The sequence below is a fragment of the Pedococcus cremeus genome (assembly GCF_900111375.1).
Classification (GTDB): Bacteria; Actinomycetota; Actinomycetes; order Actinomycetales; family Dermatophilaceae; genus Pedococcus_A; species Pedococcus_A cremeus.
Window position 1 is genome coordinate 68,994 of sequence record NZ_FOHB01000007.1, and the last position, 21,782, is coordinate 90,775.

The window sequence follows — 21,782 nt, forward strand, 5'->3', positions numbered from 1 at the left end:
CGGAATCCGCGGGCGGTCAGTACAGGCTGGGGGAGTCGTCGGTCACGTAGTCCGACCCGGAGTAGGCGCCGATGCGCATCCGCTGGCGCTGCAGCAGCAGGTCGTTGAGCAGGCTGGAGGCGCCGAAGCGGAACCAGTGCGGATCGAGCCAGTCCTCGCCGGCCACCTCGCTCACCGCGACCAGGAACTTGATGGCGTCCTTGCTGGTCCGTATGCCGCCGGCCGGCTTCACGCCGACCATCTCACCGGTCAGCTCGCGCCAGTCGCGCACGGCCTCGAGCATGATCACCGTGACGGGCAGCGTCGCGGCGGGGGAGACCTTGCCGGTCGAGGTCTTGATGAAGTCGCCACCGGCGAGCATCGACAGCCAGGAGGCCCGGCGGACGTTGTCGTAGGTGACCAGCTCGCCGGTCTCCATGATGACCTTGAGCCGCGCGGCGGTGCCGTCGGGCCGGACGCAGGCCTGCTTGACGTCGGCGATCTCGTTGAACACGTCGAGGTAGCGGCCGGAGAGGAACGCGCCACGGTCGATGACCATGTCGATCTCGTCGGCGCCGTTGGCCACGGCGTCGCGGGTGTCGGCCAGCTTGACGGGCATGCTGGCGCGGCCCGAGGGGAAGGCGGTGGCGACCGCGGCGATGTTGACGCCGCTGCCCTCGCCGAGCACCTCACGGGCGAAGGGCACCATGTCGCCGTAGACGCACACGGCCGCCGGGCGGGGGGTCGACGCGTCGGTGGCGTCCGGGGTGAGCGCCTTGGCGCACAGGCCACGCACCTTGCCGGGGGTGTCGGCGCCCTCCAGCGTCGTCAGGTCGATCATCGAGATGGCGGTGTCGATGGCCCAGGCCTTCGACGTCGTCTTGATCGAGCGGGTGCCCAGCATCGCGGCGCGGGCCTCGCACCCCACCTGGTCGACGCCCGGCAGGCCGTGCAGCCACGCGGTCAGCGACTCGTTGGTCAGCCGGGAGGCGCCGAGGATGTCACGGGCCCGAGATGGTGCGTCGACCGCGTCACGCGGTGCGGTGGAGGTACTCACCGCTGGAGTCTATCGGTGTCTCAGAGTGTGGTCGTCAGCCGTCGCGCTGCGCACGTGACGGCTGACGACCCTCTGTCTCTCAGACGGTGGTGAGCGCCTGCATGGACTCGCGGATCGCGGCCAGCCGCGCGGTGGCCGTCTCGCGGGCTGCCGCCAGCGCCTCGGGCCCGGCGAGCGGCTCAACCACCTCGAGGTAGACCTTGAGCTTCGGCTCGGTGCCGGACGGGCGGACGATGACGCGGGACCCGTCGGCGAGGTGGTAGCGCAGCCCGTCGGTGGGCGGCAGCGCCTCGCTGCCCTCGGCCAGGTCGTCGGCCCGCTCGACGGCCGTCCCGGCGACCTCGGTGGGCGGGTTCTCCCGCAGCCGCGCCATGACGGTGCCGATCAGCGACAGGTCGGCCACGCGCACCGAGAACGCGTCGGTGGCGTGCAGACCGTGCTCCACCGCGAGGTCGTCGAGCACGTCGGTGAGGGTGCGGCCGTCGGCCTTGAGCCCGGCGGCCATCTCGGCCACCAGCAGGCAGGCGCTGACGCCGTCCTTGTCGCGCACGGTGGCCGGGTCGACGCAGTAGCCGAGGGCCTCCTCGTAGCCGTAGCGCAGGCCGGGCACACGGGCGATCCACTTGAACCCGGTGAGGGTCTCCTCGTGCTGGATGCCGGCCTTGGCGGCCATGGCGGCGAGCAGCCGCGAGGAGACGATCGAGTTGGCGAAGACGGCGTCCTCCGGCACGCCGCGGCGCAGCAGGTGGGCGCCGAGCAGGGCCCCCACCTCGTCGCCGCGCAGCATGCGCCAGTCGCCGCCGTCGAGCACGGCGACGGCGCACCGGTCGGCGTCCGGGTCGTTGGCGAGCACGAGGTCGGGCTCCACCTCCCGCGCCAGCTCGAGGGCGGCGTCGATCGCGCCGGGCTCCTCGGGGTTCGGGAACGACACGGTGGGGAAGGCGGCGTCCGGCTGCTGCTGGCTCGGGACCGGGATCGGTGCCGGGAAGCCGGCCTTCTCGAAGACGCGCAGCAGGGTCTCGCTGCCGACGCCGTGCAGCGCGGTGTGCACGGTGCGCAGGTCGCGCGGCGAGTCGGCGGCGACGATGGCGGCGGTCGCGTCGACGTAGGCGTCGAGCACCTCGTCGTCGAGGGTCTCCCAGCCGTCGTCGGCCATCGGCACCTCGGCCACGGCCCGCACGTGGGCGATGTGGCCGGCGATGCCGCTGTCGGCCGGCGGCACGATCTGGCTGCCGTCGCCGAGGTAGACCTTGTAGCCGTTGTCCTGCGGCGGGTTGTGGCTCGCGGTCACCATCACGCCGGCGTCGGCGCCGAGGTGGCGGATGGCGAACGCCAGCACCGGGGTCGGCAGGGTGTGCGGCAGCACCGCGGCGCGCCCGCCCGCCCCGACGACCACGGCCGCGGTGTCGCGGGCGAAGACGTCGGAGTTGCGCCGGGCGTCGTAGCCGATGACGACGAACGGCTCGGCGTCCCGCTCCTTCAGGTATGCCGTGAGGCCGGCGGCCGCGCGGATGACCACTGAGCGGTTCATCCGGTTGGGACCGGCGCCGAGGGCGCCGCGCAGGCCGGCGGTGCCGAACTCGAGCATCCCGGCGAAGCGGTCGACCAGGTCGGGCAGGGCGGACTCCTCGCCGGCCTTGGCGCGGGCAACCAGCTCACCCAGCTCGACCCTCGTCTCGTGGTCGGGGTCGTCGTCGATCCAGGCCTGCGCGGCCTCGATCAGCTCGTCGCGGTGGTGCACCGCACCACTGTCCCCGTTCTCGGCGCGCCCGTGCCGCCCGGCATACGTCATGTCTGCAGTCCTCTTCTTCGTGGCGGCTCAGATGGCGGCGACGATGTCGGCGAGCAGCCGGCCGCAGCGTCCTGCGGCGGCCTGGCCGGCCTCGATCACCTCGGCGTGCGAGAGCGGCTGGTCGCTGATGCCGGCGGCGAGGTTCGTGACGAGCGAGATGCCGAGCACCTCCAGGCCCGCCTGCCGGGCGGCGATCGCCTCGAGGGTCGTGGACATGCCGACGAGGTCGCCGCCGATGGTCTTGGCCATCTGCACCTCCGCCGGGGTCTCGTAGTGGGGACCGCGGAACTGCACGTAGACGCCCTCGTCGAGCGTGGGGTCGACGGTGCGGGCCAGCTCACGCAGGCGCGGCGAGTACAGGTCGGTGAGGTCGACGAAGTTGGCGCCCTCGATGGGGGAGTGGGCGGTGAGGTTGATGTGGTCGCGGATGAGCACCGTGGTGCCCGGACCCCACGAGCGGTTCAGTCCGCCGCAGCCGTTGGTGAGCACGATGGCCTTGCACCCGGCGGCCGCAGCCGTGCGCACCGCGTGGACGACGGCCCGCACGCCACGGCCCTCGTAGAAGTGGGTGCGGGTGCCGTAGACCAGCGCGCGGCGACCGGTGTCGCCGATGGCGACCGAGCGCATGGTGCCGGAGTGGCCCTCGACGGCGGCCTTGGCGAAGCCGGGGACGTCGGCGTTGTCGACCGTGGCCAGCGTCTCGCCGACGAGGTCGCCCGCCTGGCCCCAGCCCGACCCGAGCACCAGGGCCACGTCGTGCCGCTCGGCACCGGTCCTCTCGGCGATGACCGAGGCGGCGGCGCCGGCCACCTCGAACGGGTCGGTCGCCGGGTCGTTCAGGTCCGGCACGGTGGGAAGGCTGGCGTTGTCGGTCACGGCCGAAGCGTACAGACCGCCCGAGCGAGCCTTGAGAAATCGCTCAGGTTGTCGTGCCACGCTTCCCCGGTGACCGAACCGGAACCCCTCGACCCGGACCTCCCCGCACCGGACGAGCACCCCGCACCCACCGTGCTCGGCCGACGGGCCTTCCTGGGGGTCGCGGCCGCTGCCGCCACCCTTGCCGCGTGCTCCGCCCCCGGCACCGGGTCCGACTCGGCGGCGGGCCCGTCCTCCGGGGCGACGAGCGCGGCCGGCGGTGGCGGCACGTCGGGCACGCAGCCCGGGTCCACGGCATCCGCCTCGGCCACCCCGACCGGCTCCGCCACGGCGTCCGGCCGCCCCGCACGTCCCTCGCTCCTCGACACCGCGGGCCCGGACATCGTGCACGGCCCCCGCAGCCGGGAGGAGGTCGCCCTGACCTTCCACGGCCAGGGGCCCGCCTCCCTCACCGACCGGGTGCTGGCCCACTGCCGCGACGCCGGCGCCGCCATCACGGTCTTCGCCGTGGGCACCTGGCTCGCGGACGACCCGTCGCTCGGCCGGGCCATCGTCCGCGGCGGCCACGACCTGGGGAACCACACCTGGAGCCACCAGCAGATGCCCTCCCTCGACGCCGCCACCGCGCGCCAGGAGGTGGCTCGCGGCGCCGCGGCGCTGAAGAAGGCCGTCGGGACCACCGGCTGGTGGTTCCGCCCCTCCGGGACCCCGCGCAGCACCGCTACCATCCGGGCCGCGGCCCTGGCGAGCGGCTACCGCCGGTGCATCTCCTACGACGTCGACCCCGAGGACTACCGCGACCCGGGCGCCGCCCTGGTGCGCTCGCGCACGCGCAAGCAGGTCCGCCCGGGGTCGATCGTGAGCCTGCACCTGGGGCACCCCGGCACGGTCGAGGCGCTGCCCGGAATCCTGGCCGACCTGTCCCATTCCGGACTCCGGCCGGTGACCCTGTCGACCCTCCTGCGAGACTGAGCCCATGCATCCAGGGGGAACCCGGGGGCGCGTCGCCCTCATCCTGCTCTCAGCCGTGCTCGCCGCAGCGGGCTGCTCGTCAGACGGCACCTCGACCGGCCCAGCCGGTGGCACGCCGTCCAGCTCTGGCTCCGGGCGGGCGCCGAGCTCGCCGGCGACCGCCACGGGCAGCGCGTCCCCGACGACCAACGTGTATGCCGCGGACGCCGCCGGCGCGCTGACCGGCGCCGCGCGCACGGCCAAGCCGATGGTCTACGTGCCCAACACCATGAGCAACACCGTGCAGCTCATCGACCCGTCGACCTACAAGGTCGTCGGCAGGTTCAGCACCGGCCGCGAGCCGCAGCACGTCGTGCCCTCCTGGGACCTGAAGACCCTGTGGGTCAACGACGACCTGGGCAACGACCTCATCCCCATCGACCCGAAGACCGGCAAGGCGGGGAAGCGGGTCGCGGTGGACGACCCCTACAACCTGTACTTCACGCCCGACGGCAAGTACGCCCTCGTCATGGCCGAGCGCCTGCGCCGCATCGACGCCCGCGACCCCCACACCATGAAGCTCAAGCACTCGGTGTCGGTGCCCTGCCACGGCGTCAACCACGCCGACTTCAGCGCCGACGAGAGCTTCTTCATCGCCAGCTGCGAGTTCAGCGGCAAGCTCCTCGTCATCGACGCGCATGCCACCAAGGTCCGCAAGGTCATCGACCTGAACAAGGTCAAGACCCCCGGGGCGACGTCACCCCACCAGGCGATGAACATGCCGGGCAGCCCCAAGCAGGGCCTCATGCCGGGCGCGTCGGCGATGCCGCAGGACGTCCGCCTCACCCCGGACGGCCGCTGGTTCCTCGCGGCGGACATGCTCCGCAACGGCGTGTGGGTCATCGACGCGAAGACGCTCCGGATCTCCCGGTTCATCCACACGGCCATCGGCGCGCACGGCATCTACCCCTCCCGCGACGCCAGCCGGCTCTTCGTCTCCAACCGGGACGCCGGCTCGATCACAGTCCTCGACTCCGCCACGCTGAAGAAGGTGGCGCTGTGGAAGATCCCGGGCGGCGGCTCGCCCGACATGGGCGGGGTGTCGGCCGACGGCTCTGAGCTGTGGCTGGCCGGACGCTACGACCACGTCGTCTACGTCTTCGACACCACGACCGGCAAGGTCACCCACCGGATCAAGGTCGACAGCGGTCCGCACGGGCTGGCCGTGTGGCCGCAGCCGGGCCGGTTCTCGCTGGGCCACACCGGCAACATGCGCTGACCCTGACTCACTCGGCCCGTACAGCTAGGGCGCGGTCGCCTCGAGCCGTGAGGCGCACCCGGGTGCCCGGTGGGTAGGCCGCGACGGCCGAGCTGGGCACCTGGACGACGACGTGGTGGCCGCCCGCGGTCTCGGCGGTCACCCGGCCGTGGGCCCCGAGGAAGCTGCCGCTGAGCACGGTGGCGTCCCCTGCCGGGTCGGCCGCGATGTCGATGCCCTCGGGCCGGACGAGCACCATGACCTCGCCGGAGGTGGCCGAGCCGTCCAGCAGGGGGACCCGACCACCGAGCACGTCGGCGTGGCCGTCGACCGCGGTCCCCGGGAGCCGGTTGGTCAACCCAACGAAGTCGGCGACGAACTCCGAGGTGGGCCGGGCGTAGAGCTCCTCCGGGGCGGCGAGCTGCTCGAGGTGGCCCGCGCGCATGACGCCGACGCGGTCCGCCACCGCGAGCGCCTCCTCCTGGTCGTGGGTGACGAACAGCGTGGTCGTGCCGACGGTGAGCTGGATGCGGCGGATCTCGTCCCGCAGCTGCGTGCGCACCTTGGCGTCGAGGGCCGAGAGCGGCTCGTCGAGCAGGAGCACCTGGGGCTCGATCGCCAGCGCGCGGGCGAGGGCCACGCGTTGCTGCTGGCCGCCGGACATCTGGTGGGCGTACTTGTCGGCCTGGTCCGAGAGCCCCACGAGGTCGAGCATGTCGGCCGCCCGCGTACGCCGCTCCTGGGTGCTCCGCTTGCGCAGCTGCAGCCCGAACTCGACGTTCTGCCGGGCCGTCATGTGCGGGAACAGGCTGTACGCCTGGAAGACCATCCCCATGTCGCGCCGGCTCGTGGGCACCGAGGTGATGTCGCGTCCGCCGACCTCGATGCGCCCGGAGTCGGGGTCCTCGAGGCCGGCGAGGCAGCGCAGGGCGGTCGTCTTCCCGCAGCCGGAGGGGCCGAGCAGGGCGACCAGCTCGCCGGGCGCGATGTGCAGGGTGAAGTGGTCGAGGGCGTTGAGCGCGCCGTAGGTCCGGCGCAGGCCGGTCAGCTGGACGGCGACGCCCTGGCCGTCGGTGCTGGTCATGCTGGTCACGGGCTCTCCTTGCGGGTGCGGCGGAGCCGGGGTGCGGCGGCGGTGGCGGAGCGGGGGCCGCCCACGAAGGACATGGCGAACAGGACGAGGAAGCCGAAGACCAGGGCGGCCAGGCCGACGGCGATGCTGATCTGGGCGTCGCTCTTGCCCAGCTCGTACATCGCGACCTGGAGGTTCTTGCGGCTGAACAGGTTGGCGATGGTGAACTCGCCGAGCACGAGGGCCACCGAGAGGAAGGACGCCGAGAGCACCGCGGTGCGCAGGTTGGGCAGGATCACCCGCATCATCACGGTGCCCCACCCCGCACCGAGGGAGCGGCTGGCCTCCGCGAGCGTCTTGACGTCGATGGCCCGCAGGCCGGCGTCGAGGGAGCGGTAGGCGTAGGGCAGCACGAGGATCACGTAGGCGAGGGACAGCCACAGGGTCGACTCGCCCAGCAGGTAGGTGACCCAGGCGTAGACCGGCGTCAGCCCGACGACGAGGACGATCGCGGGCACCGTCAGTGGCAGCAGGCAGAGGAACTCCACCGTGCGGGAGAGGCCCGGGAGGCGCAGCCGCACCCACGTCATGGTGGGGACGAGCAGCACCAGCATGATGAGCACGGTGAGCACCGCCAGGCCGACCGAGGCCAGGAACCCCTCCTTCAGCGCGGGGTACTCCGCGCTCACCTTGCCGAAGTCCAGCAGGGTCGCCCACGTCTGCGCCGAGCGGGTCCCCCCGGGCCCGCGGGTGGTGAACTCGAGCATCCCGTAGAGCGGGAGGGCGAAGAAGAGCAGGCAGACCCCGATGGTGACCCACCGGAAGACGTCCTGCTTGCGGCGCGCGGCCGCCCGGTTGCCGCTCACGGCGCCAGCCACTTCGACGAACGCCGGTCCAGCACGGCATACAGCGTCATGGCGACCGCCACGACGACCACCATCTCCAGGGCCATGGCCTTCCCGATGTTCTCCTGGCCCAGGATCACCTCCGAGGTGAGCGTGTTGCCGATGGCCAGCGGCAGCAGGGGGGAGCCCTGGGAGACGAGGGCGGCGGCGGTGGCGTAGGCGCTGAAGGCGTTGGTGAACAGCAGCAGCGTCGCGCCCACGAAGGACGGGAAGAGGATCGGGGCGGCCACCCGGCGCCAGTAGACCCAGGTGCTGCCCCCGAGGGTCTCGGTCGCCTCCCGCCACTGCGGCCGCAGGCCCTCGACGGCGGGGAGGAAGACGATCAGCATGAGCGGGATCTGGAAGTACAGGTAGACGAGCATCAGGCCCTTGTCCCACTCGTAGAGCCAGAGCCCGGGCCCGGTGTCGACCCCCACCTTCGCGAGCCAGGTCGTGAGGAAGCCGGTGGCCCCGAAGCTGGCGAGGAACGCGAAGGCGAGCGCCACGCCGCCGAACTGCGCCAGCACCCCGCACAGGGAGGCGACGAAGCGCCGGAGGACACCGTCGACGCGTGCCGTGGACACGGCATACGCCAGCACGGCGCCGATGACCGCGCCGCCCACGGCGGTGACCGCGGACAGCACCACGGAGTGCTGGGTCGCCGAGATGACCGCGGGCTCCGTGAGGGCCCGGACGTTGCCCAGGGTGGGACGACCCCCGCTCAGGAACGCCCCGATGACGACGACGAGCGTGGGGATGAGGAGGAAGACCGTGGTGTAGGCGAAGAACGGCACCACACCCGCGAGGGCGCCCGACGGCCGTATGCCGCGGAGCGCCCCCGTGCGAGCCCGGTCAGCCAACGGCGTTGGCCCAGTTCTTGGCGAGGTAGTCCTTGGCCTTGGCGTTCTGCGCCTCGGTCGGGATCACCGGCTGGCCGGCGACCTTCGGCAGAGCCGCGGCCGCTGCCGCGTCGGCGGTCCCCGCCTTCTGCATGGCCTCGAGGCGGACGGGCCGGGCGCCACCCTTGAGCCACAGGTTCTGGCCCTCGTCGGAGTACAGGAACTCCTGCCACAGCCGGGCAGCGGCCGGGTGCGGGGCGTCCTTGTTGATGGCCTGCACGTAGTAGCCGCCGACCGCCGCGTTGTCGGGCACGAAGGTCTTCCAGTCCATCTTGCCCTTGAGCTTGGCGCCCTGGGCGACGTTGAGGTAGTCCCAGTCGAAGACCACGGGAGTCTGTCCGGACTCGATGGTCGCCGGCGTCGGGTCCACGGGCAGGAAGTTCCCCGCGGCCTTGAGCTTGGCGAAGAAGTCGACGCCCTTGGTGATGTCCTCGACGGTGCCGCCCTGCGCGACGGAGACCATCTGGACGCCCGCGAAGGCGGCGCCGGCCTTGGTCGGGTCACCGTTGAGGGCCACCTTGCCCTTGTAGGGAGGCTTCAGCAGGTCGGCGACGGAGGTGGGCGCCGGGACCTTGCCGGCGTCGTACCCGATGCTCATGAAGCCGCCGTAGTCGTTGACCCACGTGCCGTTCGGGTCCTTGAGGTTCGCGGGCACCTCGTCGAACTTCTCGGACTTGTAGGGGGCGAACATCGCCGTGTTCGCCGCCGCCACGGAGGCACCGAGGTCGAACACGTCCGGCGCCTTCGACTGGCCCTTGAGCCGCTGGGCCGTGCTGATCTCGTCGGCGGAGCTGGCGTCGGGCTGGTCACTCGTGATGGTGATGCCGTACTTGCTCTGGAAGGCCTTGATGATCTCGCCGTAGTTGGCCCAGTCCGGTGGCAGGGCGATGACGTTGAGCTGCCCCTCCTTCTTCGCGGCCGCGACGAGCTTGTCCATGCCCCCGAGGTCCTTGGCGGACGTGGCGGAGGCGGCACTGGCCCCCGACGCCGAGCTGGAGCTGCTCTTCTTCTCGGGCGGGGAGCAGGCGGCGATGGCGGCGACCGCCACGACGGCGGCGACCCCGGCGCTGACGCGACGATGGTGGAGTTGGCTCACGACGGACCTCCTGCGAAGCGGCGAACCGGACATCCTGCCGGCTGGGGCGCCGCGCCGATGCTATGCATCCGATGATGGCCCAACGGCTCCATGAGCGTTCCGTTTCCCCGGAGTTCGCGCGATGTTGTCCAGTGGGCCGCCGGGGCCGCCGCGCGGTGGCCGGAGGAGCGGCAGTGGTTGGATGGGGGCCGTGAACGCGCGTGAGACCTCAGTCGTGATCCTCGGCGGTGGCCCCGGAGGCTACGAGGCGGCCCTGGTGGCAGCCCACCTCGGGGCGAAGGTGACCGTGGTCGACCGTGACGGCCTCGGCGGCGCCGCGGTGCTGACCGACTGCGTGCCGTCGAAGGCCCTGATCTCCACCGCGGACTTCAAGTCCCAGTTCGAGACGGCCGCCGACCTCGGCGTGCACCTCGAGGACCCCGAGGGCGACGAGGTCTCGGAGTCCGTGGCCGAGGTCGTCGCCGTCAACCGGCGCATCCTGGCCCTGGCCGCCGCCCAGAGCCGCGACATCGGCCAGCGCCTCGACGCCGACGGCGTGCGGGTGCTGCGCGGCCTCGGGCGGATGCTCTCCCCGACGCTGGTGCGGGCCGAGCTCGTCGACGGCGGCGTCGAGGAGCTCACCGCCGACGTGGTGCTGCTCGCCACCGGTGCCACCCCGCGCGTCATGGCGACCGCCCAGCCCGACGGTGAGCGCATCCTCACCTGGCAGCAGATCTACGACCTCAAGGAGCTCCCCGGGAAGCTGGTGGTCGTCGGGTCCGGTGTCACCGGCGCCGAGCTGGCCCAGGCCTACCTCGGACTGGGCTCGCAGGTCACCCTGGTCTCCTCGCGCGACCGTGTGCTCCCCGGCGAGGACGCCGACGCCGCCACGGTGATCGAGGACGTCTTCCGCAAGCGCGGCATGGAGGTGCTCAACCGGTCGCGCATGGCCGCGGTCGAGCGCACCGACACCGGTGTGCTCGTGCGGCTCGAGGACGGCCGCGAGGTGGAGGGCACCCACGCACTGCTGGCGGTGGGCTCGGTCCCGCAGACGGCAGGCATCGGCCTCGAGGAGGTCGGCGTGCAGCTGAAGCCCTCGGGCCACATCTCCGTCGACCGGGTCTCGCGGACCGCGGTGCGCGGCATCTACGCCGCCGGCGACTGCACCGGCGTGCTGCCGCTCGCGTCCGTCGCCGCGATGCAGGGCCGCATCGCGATGGCCCACGCGCTCGGTGACGCCGTGCACCCGCTCAACCTGCGGGCGGTCTCGGCGAACATCTTCACCGACCCCGAGATCGCCACGGTCGGCTACTCGCAGAAGGACGTCGACGAGGGCCTCGTCGACGCCGAGGCGCTCATGCTGCCGCTCGCGACCAACCCTCGCGCCAAGATGCAGGGCATCACCGACGGCTTCGTGAAGCTGTTCGCGCGCAGGGGCATCGGCACCGTGGTGGGCGGCGTCATCGTCGCGCCGCGGGCGTCCGAGCTCATCTACCCGGTGACGCTGGCGGTGCAGCACGGGCTGACCGTCGACCAGCTCGCCGGCACCTTCACCGTCTACCCGTCGCTGTCGGGTTCGGTCGCCGAGGCGGCCCGTCAGATGCACGCACCCCAGTAGCGCCGCCGCCCGTCGCTCGGCGAGCCGTCGGCACGGGCCGTCGCTAGGGTCGTTCGCGAGACCGACACCGACAGACGAGAAGAGGCACGACGATGGCCGGCGGATTCATGGACAAGGTCAAGGACTTCGTCAAGGGCAACCCCGACCAGGCGGGCAGCGCGATCGAGAAGGTCCAGGACCTCGTCGACGAGCGCACCGGTGGGAAGTACTCCGAGCAGATCGACCGCGGCGGCGACACGCTGCGCGACAAGCTCGGCCTGCCACCGGAGGCGCCCGAGGCGCCCGAGGGCAGCCACCCGGTACCGGGCGAGCCCATGCCGCAGCCTCTTCCGGAGCCCGGGCCCACGCCCGTCCCGGAGCCGGGTCCCACGCCGATGCCGGAGCCGGGCCCGTCGCCGACTCCCGAGCCGCTGCCGAACCCCATGCCCGAACCGGGTCCCGCGCCCACACCCGAGCCGGAGCCCTTCCCGCAGCAGCAGACCGGCAACGACCCCGTCGGTCCGGGTTCCATGACCGCCTCCGACGACTCCGCGCCGGACCCCGACGGGACGCCCGCGCCCAACCCCCAGCCGCTGCCAGGCGACGACGCCCAGCAGCCCGGTTCGCTCGACGAGCCGCTGACGCCCGGTGGCGGCCAGGAGCCCGGGCAGCCCGGCGGACCGCTGGAGGAGGGCCTGCGACCCCAGGGCGGCGACGCCGCCGAAACCGGCACTCCCGGTGGAGGTGCGGGCACGCCCCTGACCCAGGGCGGCCCCACCCAGCAGGGTGAGGAGCAGGCCACCCCCGGCACGCCGGGCGGCGACCAGCCCGACACCGGCGGTCCCCAGCAGCACTGAGCCGGCAGCACTGACCTCGCGCCATACCGCCAGGGCACACGAGAGCGGCCCGTCACCCACGTGGGTGACGGGCCGCTCTCATGTTCACGCTGGTATGCCGCGTGGCTCAGTCCTTGATGTCGGCGATGACGGCGCCGTTGGTCACGGTCTGGCCGACCTCGGCCGACAGGCCGGTGATGGTGCCTGCCTTGTGGGCGTTGATGGGCTGCTCCATCTTCATGGCCTCGAGCACGACCACGAGCTCGCCCTCGGCGACCTGCTGGCCCTCCTCGACGGCGATCTTGACGATGGTGCCCTGCATGGGGGCGGTCAGCGAGTCGCCCGACGCGGCCGCACCGGCCTTGCTGCCACCCGAGCGCTTCGGCGCCTTCTTCTTCGCTGCGGCACCTCCACCGCCGCCGAGGTTGAGGCCGCCGGGGAGCACGACCTCGAGGCGCTTGCCGCCGACCTCGACCACCACGGACTGGCGCTCGCCCTGCTCCTCGGCTTCGGCTGCCGGGCCGGCGAAGGGCTCGACGGTGTTGTCCCACTCGGTCTCGATCCACCGGGTGTGCACCGTGAAGGGCTCGCCGGCGTCGGCCGGGTCGAAGGCCGGGTCGTCGAGCACGGCCCGGTGGAACGGCAGCACGGTGGGCATGCCGTCGACGACGAACTCGGCCAGCGCCCGGCGGGCGCGCTGCAGCGCCTGCTTGCGGTCGTGGCCGGTGACGATGAGCTTTGCGAGCATGGAGTCGAACGCACCGGCGATGGTGTCGCCCTCGACGACACCGCTGTCGAGGCGGACGCCGGGGCCCGACGGCGGCTGGAACACGCTCACGGTGCCGGGGGCGGGGAGGAAGTTGCGGCCGGCGTCCTCGCCGTTGATGCGGAACTCGATCGAGTGGGCCCGGGGCGTGGGGTCGCTGTAGCCGAGCGGCTCACCGTTCGCGATCCGGAACTGCTCGCGCACGAGGTCGATGCCGGTGACCTCCTCGCTGACGCAGTGCTCCACCTGCAGGCGCGTGTTGACCTCGAGGAAGGAGATGGTGCCGTCCTGGCCGACGAGGAACTCGCAGGTGCCGGCGCCGGTGTAGCCGGCCTCCTTGAGGATGGCCTTGGAGGCGCGGTACAGCTCGGCGTTCTGTGCCTCGGAGAGGAACGGCGCAGGGGCCTCCTCGACGAGCTTCTGGTGGCGGCGCTGGAGCGAGCAGTCACGGGTCGATACCACGACGACGTTGCCGTGCTCGTCGGCCAGGCACTGGGTCTCGACGTGGCGCGGCTTGTCGAGGTAGCGCTCGACGAAGCACTCGCCGCGGCCGAAGGCGGCGACCGCCTCGCGGGTCGCCGACTCGAACAGCTCGGGGATCTCCTCGAGGGTGCGGGCGACCTTCAGGCCGCGTCCGCCACCGCCGTAGGCCGCCTTGATGGCCACGGGCAGCCCGTGCTTCTCGGCGAAGTCGATGACCTCACTCGCGTTCTCGACCGGGTCGGGGGTGCCGGCCACCAGCGGCGCCTTGGCCTTGGCGGCGATGTGGCGGGCCTTGACCTTGTCGCCGAGGCTGTCGATGGCCGCGGGGGAGGGGCCGATCCAGGTCAGCCCGGCGTCGATGACCGCCTGGGCGAAGGAGGCGTTCTCCGCGAGGAAGCCGTAGCCGGGGTGCACCACGTCGGCGCCCGAGCGCTTCGCGACGTCGAGCAGCTTCTCGACCACGAGGTAGCTGTCACCGGGGGTGCTGCCGCCCAGCGCGTAGGCCTCGTCGGCGACCTTCACGTGCAGGGCGTCACGGTCGGGGTCGGCGTAGACGGCCACTGAGCCGATGTCGCTGTCCTTGCAGGCACGCGCGATGCGGACGGCGATCTCGCCGCGGTTGGCAATGAGAACCTTGCTGATGGGCGCCATGGCGCGGAGCCTAGCCGCTTTCCCCGACGTCAACCGCCCGCCCCGGATGTGGGCTCCACAACAGCCGCAGGGCCTTGAATGTTCCGCCTCGTCCCGGCAGGTGACCCGACCTGTATGCCGCGCCCACGCGGCATACAGTCGAGGTCATGACTGCTGTCCCGAACCTTTCGCTGTCCGCCGGAACGACCAGAATCGAGATCCCGCAGCTCGGCTTCGGGGTGTGGCAGGTGCCCGAGGAGGAGGTCGTCGACGCGGTCACCACCGCCATCGAGACGGGCTACCGCAGCATCGACACCGCTCGCCTCTACGGCAACGAGCGAGGCACGGGCGAGGCGATCGCCAAGGCGTCGGTGCCCCGCGAGGAGCTGTTCGTGACCACCAAGGTGTGGAACGACGACCACGGCTTCGACTCGACCATCGCGGCGTTCGAGGGGTCGATGCAGCGGCTCGGCCTCGAGACGCTCGACCTGTTCCTCATCCACTGGCCGGCCCCCAAGCAGGACAAGTACGTCGACACCTGGAAGGCGCTGCTCCGACTGCGCGAGGAGGGTCGCGTGCGCGCCGTCGGCGTCTGCAACTTCCACGTGCCGCACCTGCAGCGGCTGCTCGACGAGACCGGCGAGCTGCCCGCCATCAACCAGGTCGAGCTGCACCCGTACCTGCAGCAGAGCGAGCTGCGCGAGTTCCACGCCGCCAACGGCATCGTCACCGAGGCGTGGAGCCCGCTGGCTTCCGGTGGTGACGTCCTGGAGGACGAGACGATCGGCAAGGTGGCGAGCAAGCACGGCGTCACCCCGGCGCAGGCGATCCTGCGCTGGCACCTCGACATCGGCAACGTCGTCATCCCCAAGTCGGTGACCCCGAGCCGCATCCGCGAGAACTTCGACGTCTTCGGGTTCCGCCTCGACGAGGAGGACCTCGCCGCCATCGCCACGCTCGACCGCGGCCACCGCACCGGCCCGGACCCCGACGCGTTCGGGTGACGGCGACCGTCACCAGGGCCGGCTGACCGCGCTGGGCCCGGGTCTAGGGTGTGCGCCATGAGCGACACCCCCGAGGCCCGGGTCCAGCGCGAGCTGGAGGAGGGCATCCAGCGGGACTTCTCCGCGAGCATGTCCTACGGGTCCTACCTCGACCTCGACCGGCTGCTGTCGGCCCAGCACCCCCGGAGCGTCCCGCCGCAGCACGACGAGCTGCTCTTCATCGTGCAGCACCAGGTGGCCGAGCTGTGGCTCAAGCTCATGCTCCACGAGCTGCGCTCGGCCCGGGTCCTGCTCACCACCGACGACCTCGCCCCGGCCCTCAAGCGGCTGGCGCGGGTCAAGCACATCCAGAACCAGCTGACCGAGCAGTGGTCGGTGCTGGCCACGCTCACGCCGAGCGAGTACGCCCAGATCCGGCCGTTCCTCGCCACCTCGTCGGGCTTCCAGAGCTACCAGTACCGCGCGGTCGAGTTCATGCTCGGCAACAAGAACCGCGACATGGTGGCGGTCTTCGACCACGACCCGACCGCCAAGGACCTGCTCAGCGAGGCGCTGGGGGAGCCCAGCCTCTACGACGAGTTCCTGCGCTACCTGCACCGGCGCGGGTACGCGATCCCGCAGGCGGTGCTCGAGCGCGACGTGACCACGCCGTACCGGATGGACGACGACCTCGTCGACGTCTTCGCCGGCGTCTACGCCGACCCGAGCCAGCACTGGGGCGTCTACGAGACCTGTGAGGAGCTCGTCGACATCGAGGACAACTTCCAGACCTGGCGCTTCCGCCACCTGCAGGTCGTCACCCGCACCATCGGCCACAAGACCGGGACCGGCGGTTCGTCGGGCGTCGACTTCCTGCGCCGGGCGCTCGACCTCACCTTCTTCCCCGAGCTGTATGCCGTGCGCACCCGGATCGGCGGCTGACGACCACACCCGGGCCGGTGGGCCAGTGCGGAGCCTGAGGCCACCGCGTCAGCCGGGCAGCCAGCCGTCGGGGCCGGCTGAGCCGGCGGCATACGTCTCCATGGGCACCGTGCCCTCCGCCCAGGCCCGCAGCACCGGCTCGACGATCCGCCAGCACTCCTCCGCGGCGTCGCCGCGCACCGTCAGCAGCTGGTCGCCGTCGAGGATGTGCGCCAGCACCTCGCCGTAGGGGAGCAGGTCGGCCGGTGCCAGCGTGGCGGTGAGAGCCTTCTGCTCGAGGTCGAAGGGGTCGCCCTCGGCGTTCATGGTCAGGGTGAGCGAGACCGCGCCCGTCTTGAGGTCCAGCACGAGGCGGTCGGTGTGGGAGCCGGCGCCGGTGAACCCGGCCGGCAGGTGGGCCACGTCGCGGAAGTGCACGACCACATCCTTGCGGGGAATGCCCAGCGACTTCCCGCTCCGCAGGAGGAAGGGCACCCCTGCCCACCGGTTGTTCTCCACTGCCAGGGTGACCTCGGCGAGGGTCTCGGTGCCCCGAGCGGGGTCGACTCCCTCCTCGTGGACGTAGTCCGGGATCGTGCGCCGGCCCAGCGCGCCCGACGTGTACCTCGCGCGACGCGAGGACCGCTCGGGGGATCCGCCCCACACCGTGGTGGCACGCAGCACCTGGGTCTTCTGGTCGCGCAGCTCCCGGGCGTCGAGCGTGGCGATCGACTCGAGCGCGAACAGGGCCAGCACCTGGAGCAGGTGGCTCTGGATCATGTCGCGGAGTGCGCCGGCATGGTCGTAGTACCCCGCGCGGCCCTCGAGGGTGAGGTCCTCGTCGTAGACGATCTCGACCCGTTCGATGTGCTCGGAGCTCCAGACCGGCTGCAGGAGCCGGTTGGCGAACCGGAGGCCGATGAGGTTGAGCACAGCGGCCTGGCCGAGGAAGTGGTCGATGCGAAAGACCTGGTCCTCGTCGACCACCTGGTGCAGCAACGTGTTGAAGGCGGCGGCGCTGGCGCGGTCGGTGCCGAACGGCTTCTCCAGCGCCAACCTGGTCACCTCGGGCAGGTGGATGTCGCGCAGCAGCTCGCACACCTTCATCGAGATGTGCGGCGGGAGGGCGAAGAAGATCACGAGGGGCCCGTCACCGCAGCTCGCGACCAGCTCGCCGAGACCGTCCGGGTCCAGCACGTCGGTCGTGAGGTATGCCGTGTCCTTCACCACCGCGCTCAGCAGGGTCGCGGTGGGGTCCACCGTGGCGAAGGCGTCGCTGACGCGGTCCTGCCACTGGGCCTGGGTCAGCTCGGTGCGGTCCGCGCCCACCACGCGAACGTCGCGGCTGGGCTCCGCGACGAGCAGGCTCGCAAGCCCGGGCAACAGCAGCCGGTGGGTCAGGTCACCGCCCGCACCCAGGATGAGCACGGTCGTCCGAGGGGGAGGTGTGGCCATGGTTCGCAGCATTCCACGGGGAAGTGGGCCCCGCAGGTGCGCAGGCCGGTGGCTCGGGCGGGTCGGTGTCGTCGCGAGGTGCCGGGCCCTCACACGAAGGGCGGTTCAGCGCACGAGGTCGAGCAGCACCCTGGCTGCCACCGCGGTCGCTCCAGCGCACACCAGCGCGAACGACGCGGTCCAGAGGGCGCGGGGCACCCGGGTCAGGGCGGCCAGGACCGCCGAGTCGCTCCCTCGGTCGCGGCTTCCGGCGACGGCGGCCAGGTGGCGCCAGGCCCCGACCACGAGCACCACCCCCAGGCCCACGAGGACGGTCGCCTGCAGCCGGTCGTTGCGCCACCACCACAGGGCCGCGTTCGCCCCGAGGACCAGCAGCATGACCAGCGCAGTGAGCGCCGACCGCACGCGCAGCAGGGCGACGACGAGCACGACGAGTCCGGCGGTGACCATCGGCGCCGACCAGCCGCGCCCGGCGGCATACACCATGGCGGCGCCCACGACGGCCGGGGCGGGGTAGCCGGCCCACGTCGTGACCAGGCGGCCGGCGCCTCGTGTCGGGCCCACGGTCACGGCGTGCCCGGACATGTCCCCACGCAGCACGAACCCGGTGAACCGGCGGCCGACCGCGATCCCGACGACGGCATGGCCCAGCTCGTGCACGAGGGTCACGACGAGCCGGACCGCCCGCCAGACGGGGCCGACGCCGACCACGACCAGGGCGGCGACCAGGGCCGTGAGGACGATGGGCGCCGTCAGCGTGACCGCGTGCGTGGGCACGAGCCGTGCGCCGACCTCACCCCAGTTCACGGCGGCGAACCTAGCCGACCGGGCTGGGCGTGGGCTGGGACGGGGTGGGGCTCAGCCGAGGCGGTCGAGGTCCTCGCGGCAGCGGCGCTCGAACTCGCCGAGCTCGGAGAGCGCGTCCTCGATGTCGCGACGGCGCTGCTCGAGGTCCTCACGCCGCTCGTCGATCTGGCCGAGCACGTACTCGAGCTGGCTGGCCTTGCCGCGCGGCCGGTCGTAGAGGTCGATGATCGTGCGGATCTCCTCGAGGGGGAACCCGAGGCGCTTCCCGCGAAGGATGAGGTTCAGCCGGGTGCGGTCGCGGCGGTGGTAGACGCGGGTGGTGCCGCGGCGCTCCGGGGAGATGAGGCCGAGGTCCTCGTAGTGCCGCACGGTGCGGTGGGTGACCCCGAACTCGTCGGCGATCTCGCGGATCGTCCAGGTCCGGTCGGACGAGGTGCGCTCGCGCTGCTCGGCGCCGTCGCGGGCACTGGATGCGCGCTCCTGCTCCCGGGTCGGGGTTGTCATGGCGCCCATCATTGCTTTACGTTTACGTCAACGTCAAGCAACGCCGCGCGGCCACCACCTCCGGCCACGATCACCAACAGCCACCACCCCGGCCCTGATCACCAACAGAAGTGGGAACGATGATGTTCGAGCTGAGCAAGGACCACGAGGACTTCCGCAAGGTCGTCCGGGAGTTCGCCGAGGCCGAGGTGGCCCCGCACATCGCCCAGTGGGACCGCGAGCACCACTTCCCGGTCGACCTCGTGCCCAAGATGGGCGAGCTCGGCCTGTTCGGCCTCGTCGTGCCCGAGGAGTTCGGCGGCATGGGCGACGACGGCGACTTCACCAGCCTCTGCGTGGCCATCGAGGAGCTCGGACGCGTCGACCAGTCGATCGGCATCACCCTGTCGGCCGGCGTCGGCCTGGGCATCAACCCGATCCTCACCTACGGCAGCCAGGAGCAGAAGGAGCGCTTCCTGCCCGACCTGGTGGCCGGCCGTGCCCTCGCCGGCTTCGGCCTGACCGAGCCCGACGCCGGCTCGGACGCCGGGGCCACCCGCACCAAGGCCGTGCGCGACGGCGACGAGTGGGTCGTCAACGGCGCCAAGGCGTTCATCACCAACTCCGGCACCGACATCACCTCGGTCGTCACCGTCACCGCGCGCACCGGCACCAATGACGACGGGTCGGCGCAGATCAGCGCGATCATGGTCCCCAACGGCACCCCCGGCTTCACGGTCGAGCCGGCCTACGACAAGCTCGGCTGGCACGCCTCCGACACCCACGGCCTGACCTTCCAGGACTGCCGTGTCCCGGTCGGCAACCTGCTCGGCACCGAGGGCAACGGCTTCAAGCAGTTCCTCAAGACCCTCGACGACGGCCGCATCGCCATCTCCGCCCTCGCGGTCGGCATGAGCCAGCGGATGCTCGAGGAGACCACCTCCTACGCCAAGACCCGCAAGGCGTTCGGCAATCCGATCGGCGTCAACCAGGGCGTCTCGTTCCAGATCGCCGACCTCGCCGTCATGGTCGAGGCCTCCCGCCAGCTCACCTACAAGGCGGCATGGCTCAAGGACGAGCTCGAGAAGGGCCGCCGCTCGGTCGCCGAGGTCAAGCAGGCCGCCGCGATCTGCAAGCTCTACTCCACCGAGGCGGCCGTGACGGCGACCCGCATCGCCACCCAGGTGTTCGGCGGCAACGGCTTCATGGAGGAGTACCCCGTGGCCCGCTTCTACCGCGACGCCAAGATCCTCGAGATCGGCGAGGGCACCTCCGAGGTGCAGCGCATGGTCATCGCCCGCAACCTCGGCCTCCCGACGGCGTGAGCGCCGAGACGAAGGTAGGACGACAGATGACCGTGCGAGAGGGTATGCCGGTGACCTCCTCGAGCTCGAAGGCCCCGTTCGCGACCGGTTCCGACTCCGGCGTCGACCCGAAGGTGACGGACGTCCGCGAGCGGCTCGCCGCGGCATACCTCGCCTCCGACGTCCCGCCGGAGAAGGCGAAGGCGAAGCTGGACTCGCAGAACAAGCTCTTCGTGCGTGAGCGCATCGCGCTGCTCTTCGACGAGGGGTCGTTCGTCGAGGACGGCCGCTACGCCAACGCGATGGCGAGCGGACTGCCCGCCGACGGCGTGGTCACCGGCCGCGGCACGGTCGACGGCCGCCCGGCGGTCGTCGTGGCCAACGACCCCACCGTGAAAGCGGGGTCGTGGGGCGCACGCACCGTCGAGAAGATCGTCCGCGCGACCGAGACGGCGCTGCGCGAGGAGCTGCCGCTCTTCTGGTTCGTCGACTCCGCCGGCGCCCGCATCACCGACCAGGTCGACCTCTTCCCCGGCCGCCGCGGCGCCGGGCGGATCTTCCACAACCAGGTCGCGCTGTCGGGCAAGGTGCCGCAGATCTGCTGCCTGTTCGGGCCGAGTGCCGCCGGTGGTGCCTACATCCCGTCGTTCACCGACATCGTGATCATGGTCGAGGGCAACGCCTCGATGTACCTCGGCAGCCCGCGCATGGCGGAGATGGTTGTGGGAGAGAAGGTCTCGCTCGAGGAGATGGGCGGCGCCCGCATGCACTGCACCGTCTCCGGCGTCGGCGACCTGCTCGCCTCCGACGACACCGAGGCGATCGAGCTGGCCAAGCTCTACTTCTCCTACATGCCGCAGAACTGGCACTCGGACCTGCCGTCGTATGCCGCGGAGGAGCCGGCGGAGCCGCTCACCCGGCACACCGTGCCCGAGCGGGAGAGCCAACCCTTCGACATCCACGAGGTCATCGACGGCCTGCTCGACGACGACTCGTTCTTCGAGATCAAGCCGCTATTCGCGGCCGAGCTCGTCATAGGGCTCGGGCGCATGGCCGGGGAGACCGTCGGCGTCATCGCCAACAACTCGGCCGTCAAGGGTGGCGTGCTCTTCACCGACAGCGCCGACAAGGCGGCCCGGTTCATCTGGCTGTGCGACGCCTTCTCGATCCCGATCATCTACCTCGCCGACGTGCCGGGCTTCATGATCGGCTCGGAGGTCGAGCGCGGCGGCATCATCCGCCATGGCGCCAAGATGGTCTCGGCGGTGTCGTCGGCGACCGTGCCGCAGTTCTGCGTCATCGTCCGCAAGGCCTACGGCGCCGGGCTCTACGCCATGGGCGGGCCGGGGTTCGCGCCCGACGCGACCATCGCGCTGCCCACCGCTCGCATCGCCGTGATGGGCCCGGAGGCGGCCGTGAACGCCGTCTACGCCAACAAGATCGCGGCGGTCGAGGCCGAGCAGGGCGCCGAGGCGAGGGATGCCTTCGTGCAGGAGAAGCGCGCCGAGTACGAGGAGGACGTCGACCTCGAGCGGCTCGCCTCGGACCTCGTGCTCGACCAGGTCATCGAGGCCGACGCGCTGCGGGCCGAGCTGCTGCTGCGGCTGCGCTACGCCAGCGCGCGCGACCGCCACTTCGCCACCAAGCGCCGCGACATCCCGCCCGTCTGACGGA

At 71.8% G+C, this 21,782-nt stretch carries 19 protein-coding genes; 8 read left to right on the top strand and 11 right to left on the bottom strand.

Features of this window, described 5'->3' with window-relative positions:
- Window positions 1-16 precede the first annotated feature (16 nt).
- From deoC to BMW78_RS14205, 3 genes are all read right to left on the bottom strand, one after another.
- Window positions 17-1,036: a deoxyribose-phosphate aldolase gene (deoC, locus tag BMW78_RS14195; RefSeq protein WP_091761134.1), complete on the bottom strand. Its 1,020-nt coding sequence runs from the start codon at window positions 1,034-1,036 to the stop codon at window positions 17-19.
- Window positions 1,037-1,115: 79 nt separating this feature from the next.
- Entirely contained in the window at window positions 1,116-2,828 is a 1,713-nt protein-coding gene (locus BMW78_RS14200) for a phospho-sugar mutase (protein ID WP_091761136.1), read from the bottom strand.
- Window positions 2,829-2,855: 27 nt separating this feature from the next.
- Entirely contained in the window at window positions 2,856-3,704 is an 849-nt protein-coding gene (locus BMW78_RS14205; RefSeq protein WP_245735862.1) for a purine-nucleoside phosphorylase, read from the bottom strand.
- A gap of 69 nt (window positions 3,705-3,773) precedes the next feature.
- Here BMW78_RS14205 and BMW78_RS14210 point away from each other — a divergent pair, with 69 nt between their 5' ends.
- Window positions 3,774-4,676: a polysaccharide deacetylase family protein gene (locus BMW78_RS14210; protein ID WP_245735863.1), complete on the top strand. Its 903-nt coding sequence runs from the start codon at window positions 3,774-3,776 to the stop codon at window positions 4,674-4,676.
- A 4-nt stretch (window positions 4,677-4,680) separates the two neighbouring features.
- On the top strand, window positions 4,681-5,934 hold the full coding sequence (locus BMW78_RS14215) for a YncE family protein (protein ID WP_091761139.1): 1,254 nt from the start codon (window positions 4,681-4,683) through the stop codon (window positions 5,932-5,934).
- A 7-nt stretch (window positions 5,935-5,941) separates the two neighbouring features.
- On the opposite strand, the gene BMW78_RS14220 is transcribed toward BMW78_RS14215, so the two are convergent.
- Genes BMW78_RS14220 through BMW78_RS14235 form a run of 4 tightly spaced genes read right to left on the bottom strand, consistent with a single transcriptional unit; the run spans window position 5,942 to window position 9,864 of the window.
- A complete protein-coding gene (locus BMW78_RS14220; RefSeq protein WP_091761443.1) occupies window positions 5,942-6,997 on the bottom strand; it encodes an ABC transporter ATP-binding protein in 1,056 nt (351 codons plus the stop codon).
- Between the two features lie 5 nt (window positions 6,998-7,002).
- Window positions 7,003-7,851 (bottom strand): ABC transporter permease, encoded by an 849-nt coding sequence (locus tag BMW78_RS14225; RefSeq protein WP_091761445.1) that lies wholly within the window; start codon window positions 7,849-7,851, stop codon window positions 7,003-7,005.
- Window positions 7,848-8,729, bottom strand: coding sequence for an ABC transporter permease (locus BMW78_RS14230; RefSeq protein WP_245735864.1), 882 nt, complete (start codon window positions 8,727-8,729; stop codon window positions 7,848-7,850). The genes BMW78_RS14225 and BMW78_RS14230 overlap by 4 nt, the downstream gene beginning before the upstream one ends.
- A complete protein-coding gene (locus BMW78_RS14235; protein ID WP_245735865.1) occupies window positions 8,722-9,864 on the bottom strand; it encodes an ABC transporter substrate-binding protein in 1,143 nt (380 codons plus the stop codon). The genes BMW78_RS14230 and BMW78_RS14235 overlap by 8 nt, the downstream gene beginning before the upstream one ends.
- 181 nt (window positions 9,865-10,045) lie before the next feature.
- Between BMW78_RS14235 and BMW78_RS14240 the strand changes: the two genes are divergently transcribed.
- Both BMW78_RS14240 and BMW78_RS21210 read left to right on the top strand, forming a co-directional pair.
- A complete protein-coding gene (locus BMW78_RS14240; protein ID WP_091761143.1) occupies window positions 10,046-11,461 on the top strand; it encodes an NAD(P)H-quinone dehydrogenase in 1,416 nt (471 codons plus the stop codon).
- A 92-nt stretch (window positions 11,462-11,553) separates the two neighbouring features.
- A complete protein-coding gene (locus tag BMW78_RS21210) occupies window positions 11,554-12,297 on the top strand; it encodes an Rv0909 family putative TA system antitoxin (protein ID WP_091761145.1) in 744 nt (247 codons plus the stop codon).
- 106 nt (window positions 12,298-12,403) lie between these two features.
- Here the strand turns inward: BMW78_RS21210 and BMW78_RS14250 are convergent, their stop codons facing one another.
- Window positions 12,404-14,176: an acetyl/propionyl/methylcrotonyl-CoA carboxylase subunit alpha gene (locus BMW78_RS14250; protein ID WP_091761147.1), complete on the bottom strand. Its 1,773-nt coding sequence runs from the start codon at window positions 14,174-14,176 to the stop codon at window positions 12,404-12,406.
- A 146-nt stretch (window positions 14,177-14,322) separates the two neighbouring features.
- On the opposite strand from BMW78_RS14250, the gene BMW78_RS14255 reads away from it, so the two are divergent.
- Both BMW78_RS14255 and kynA read left to right on the top strand, forming a co-directional pair.
- A complete protein-coding gene (locus tag BMW78_RS14255) occupies window positions 14,323-15,159 on the top strand; it encodes an aldo/keto reductase (RefSeq protein WP_091761149.1) in 837 nt (278 codons plus the stop codon).
- Window positions 15,160-15,216: 57 nt separating this feature from the next.
- Window positions 15,217-16,080, top strand: a complete 864-nt coding sequence (gene kynA / locus BMW78_RS14260; protein ID WP_091761152.1) for a tryptophan 2,3-dioxygenase — start codon at window positions 15,217-15,219, stop codon at window positions 16,078-16,080.
- Window positions 16,081-16,128: 48 nt separating this feature from the next.
- On the opposite strand, the gene BMW78_RS14265 is transcribed toward kynA, so the two are convergent.
- The 3 genes from BMW78_RS14265 to BMW78_RS14275 all read right to left on the bottom strand — a co-directional run bounded on the left by BMW78_RS14265 (window position 16,129) and on the right by BMW78_RS14275 (window position 18,825).
- Window positions 16,129-17,514 (bottom strand): glucose-6-phosphate dehydrogenase, encoded by a 1,386-nt coding sequence (locus BMW78_RS14265; protein ID WP_091761158.1) that lies wholly within the window; start codon window positions 17,512-17,514, stop codon window positions 16,129-16,131.
- Between the two features lie 105 nt (window positions 17,515-17,619).
- A complete protein-coding gene (locus BMW78_RS14270; protein ID WP_091761160.1) occupies window positions 17,620-18,321 on the bottom strand; it encodes a M50 family metallopeptidase in 702 nt (233 codons plus the stop codon).
- Between the two features lie 51 nt (window positions 18,322-18,372).
- Entirely contained in the window at window positions 18,373-18,825 is a 453-nt protein-coding gene (locus BMW78_RS14275; protein ID WP_091761162.1) for a MerR family transcriptional regulator, read from the bottom strand.
- 122 nt (window positions 18,826-18,947) lie between these two features.
- Here BMW78_RS14275 and BMW78_RS14280 point away from each other — a divergent pair, with 122 nt between their 5' ends.
- Both BMW78_RS14280 and BMW78_RS14285 read left to right on the top strand, forming a co-directional pair.
- Window positions 18,948-20,129, top strand: a complete 1,182-nt coding sequence (locus BMW78_RS14280) for an acyl-CoA dehydrogenase family protein (RefSeq protein WP_091761448.1) — start codon at window positions 18,948-18,950, stop codon at window positions 20,127-20,129.
- Window positions 20,130-20,173: 44 nt separating this feature from the next.
- Entirely contained in the window at window positions 20,174-21,778 is a 1,605-nt protein-coding gene (locus tag BMW78_RS14285; RefSeq protein WP_091761164.1) for an acyl-CoA carboxylase subunit beta, read from the top strand.
- Window positions 21,779-21,782 lie beyond the last annotated feature (4 nt).

Coding starts and splice junctions, on each gene's coding strand:
- BMW78_RS14200 (WP_091761136.1), bottom strand. CDS start 2,828: ATGACGTATGCCGGGCGGCACGGGCGCGCCGAGAACGGGGACAGTGGT.
- BMW78_RS14215 (WP_091761139.1), top strand. CDS start 4,681: ATGCATCCAGGGGGAACCCGGGGGCGCGTCGCCCTCATCCTGCTCTCA.
- BMW78_RS14220 (WP_091761443.1), bottom strand. CDS start 6,997: ATGACCAGCACCGACGGCCAGGGCGTCGCCGTCCAGCTGACCGGCCTG.
- BMW78_RS14240 (WP_091761143.1), top strand. CDS start 10,046: ATGGGGGCCGTGAACGCGCGTGAGACCTCAGTCGTGATCCTCGGCGGT.
- BMW78_RS21210 (WP_091761145.1), top strand. CDS start 11,554: ATGGCCGGCGGATTCATGGACAAGGTCAAGGACTTCGTCAAGGGCAAC.
- BMW78_RS14250 (WP_091761147.1), bottom strand. CDS start 14,176: ATGGCGCCCATCAGCAAGGTTCTCATTGCCAACCGCGGCGAGATCGCC.
- BMW78_RS14255 (WP_091761149.1), top strand. CDS start 14,323: ATGACTGCTGTCCCGAACCTTTCGCTGTCCGCCGGAACGACCAGAATC.
- kynA (WP_091761152.1), top strand. CDS start 15,217: ATGAGCGACACCCCCGAGGCCCGGGTCCAGCGCGAGCTGGAGGAGGGC.
- BMW78_RS14265 (WP_091761158.1), bottom strand. CDS start 17,514: ATGGCCACACCTCCCCCTCGGACGACCGTGCTCATCCTGGGTGCGGGC.
- BMW78_RS14275 (WP_091761162.1), bottom strand. CDS start 18,825: ATGACAACCCCGACCCGGGAGCAGGAGCGCGCATCCAGTGCCCGCGAC.
- BMW78_RS14280 (WP_091761448.1), top strand. CDS start 18,948: ATGTTCGAGCTGAGCAAGGACCACGAGGACTTCCGCAAGGTCGTCCGG.
- BMW78_RS14285 (WP_091761164.1), top strand. CDS start 20,174: ATGCCGGTGACCTCCTCGAGCTCGAAGGCCCCGTTCGCGACCGGTTCC.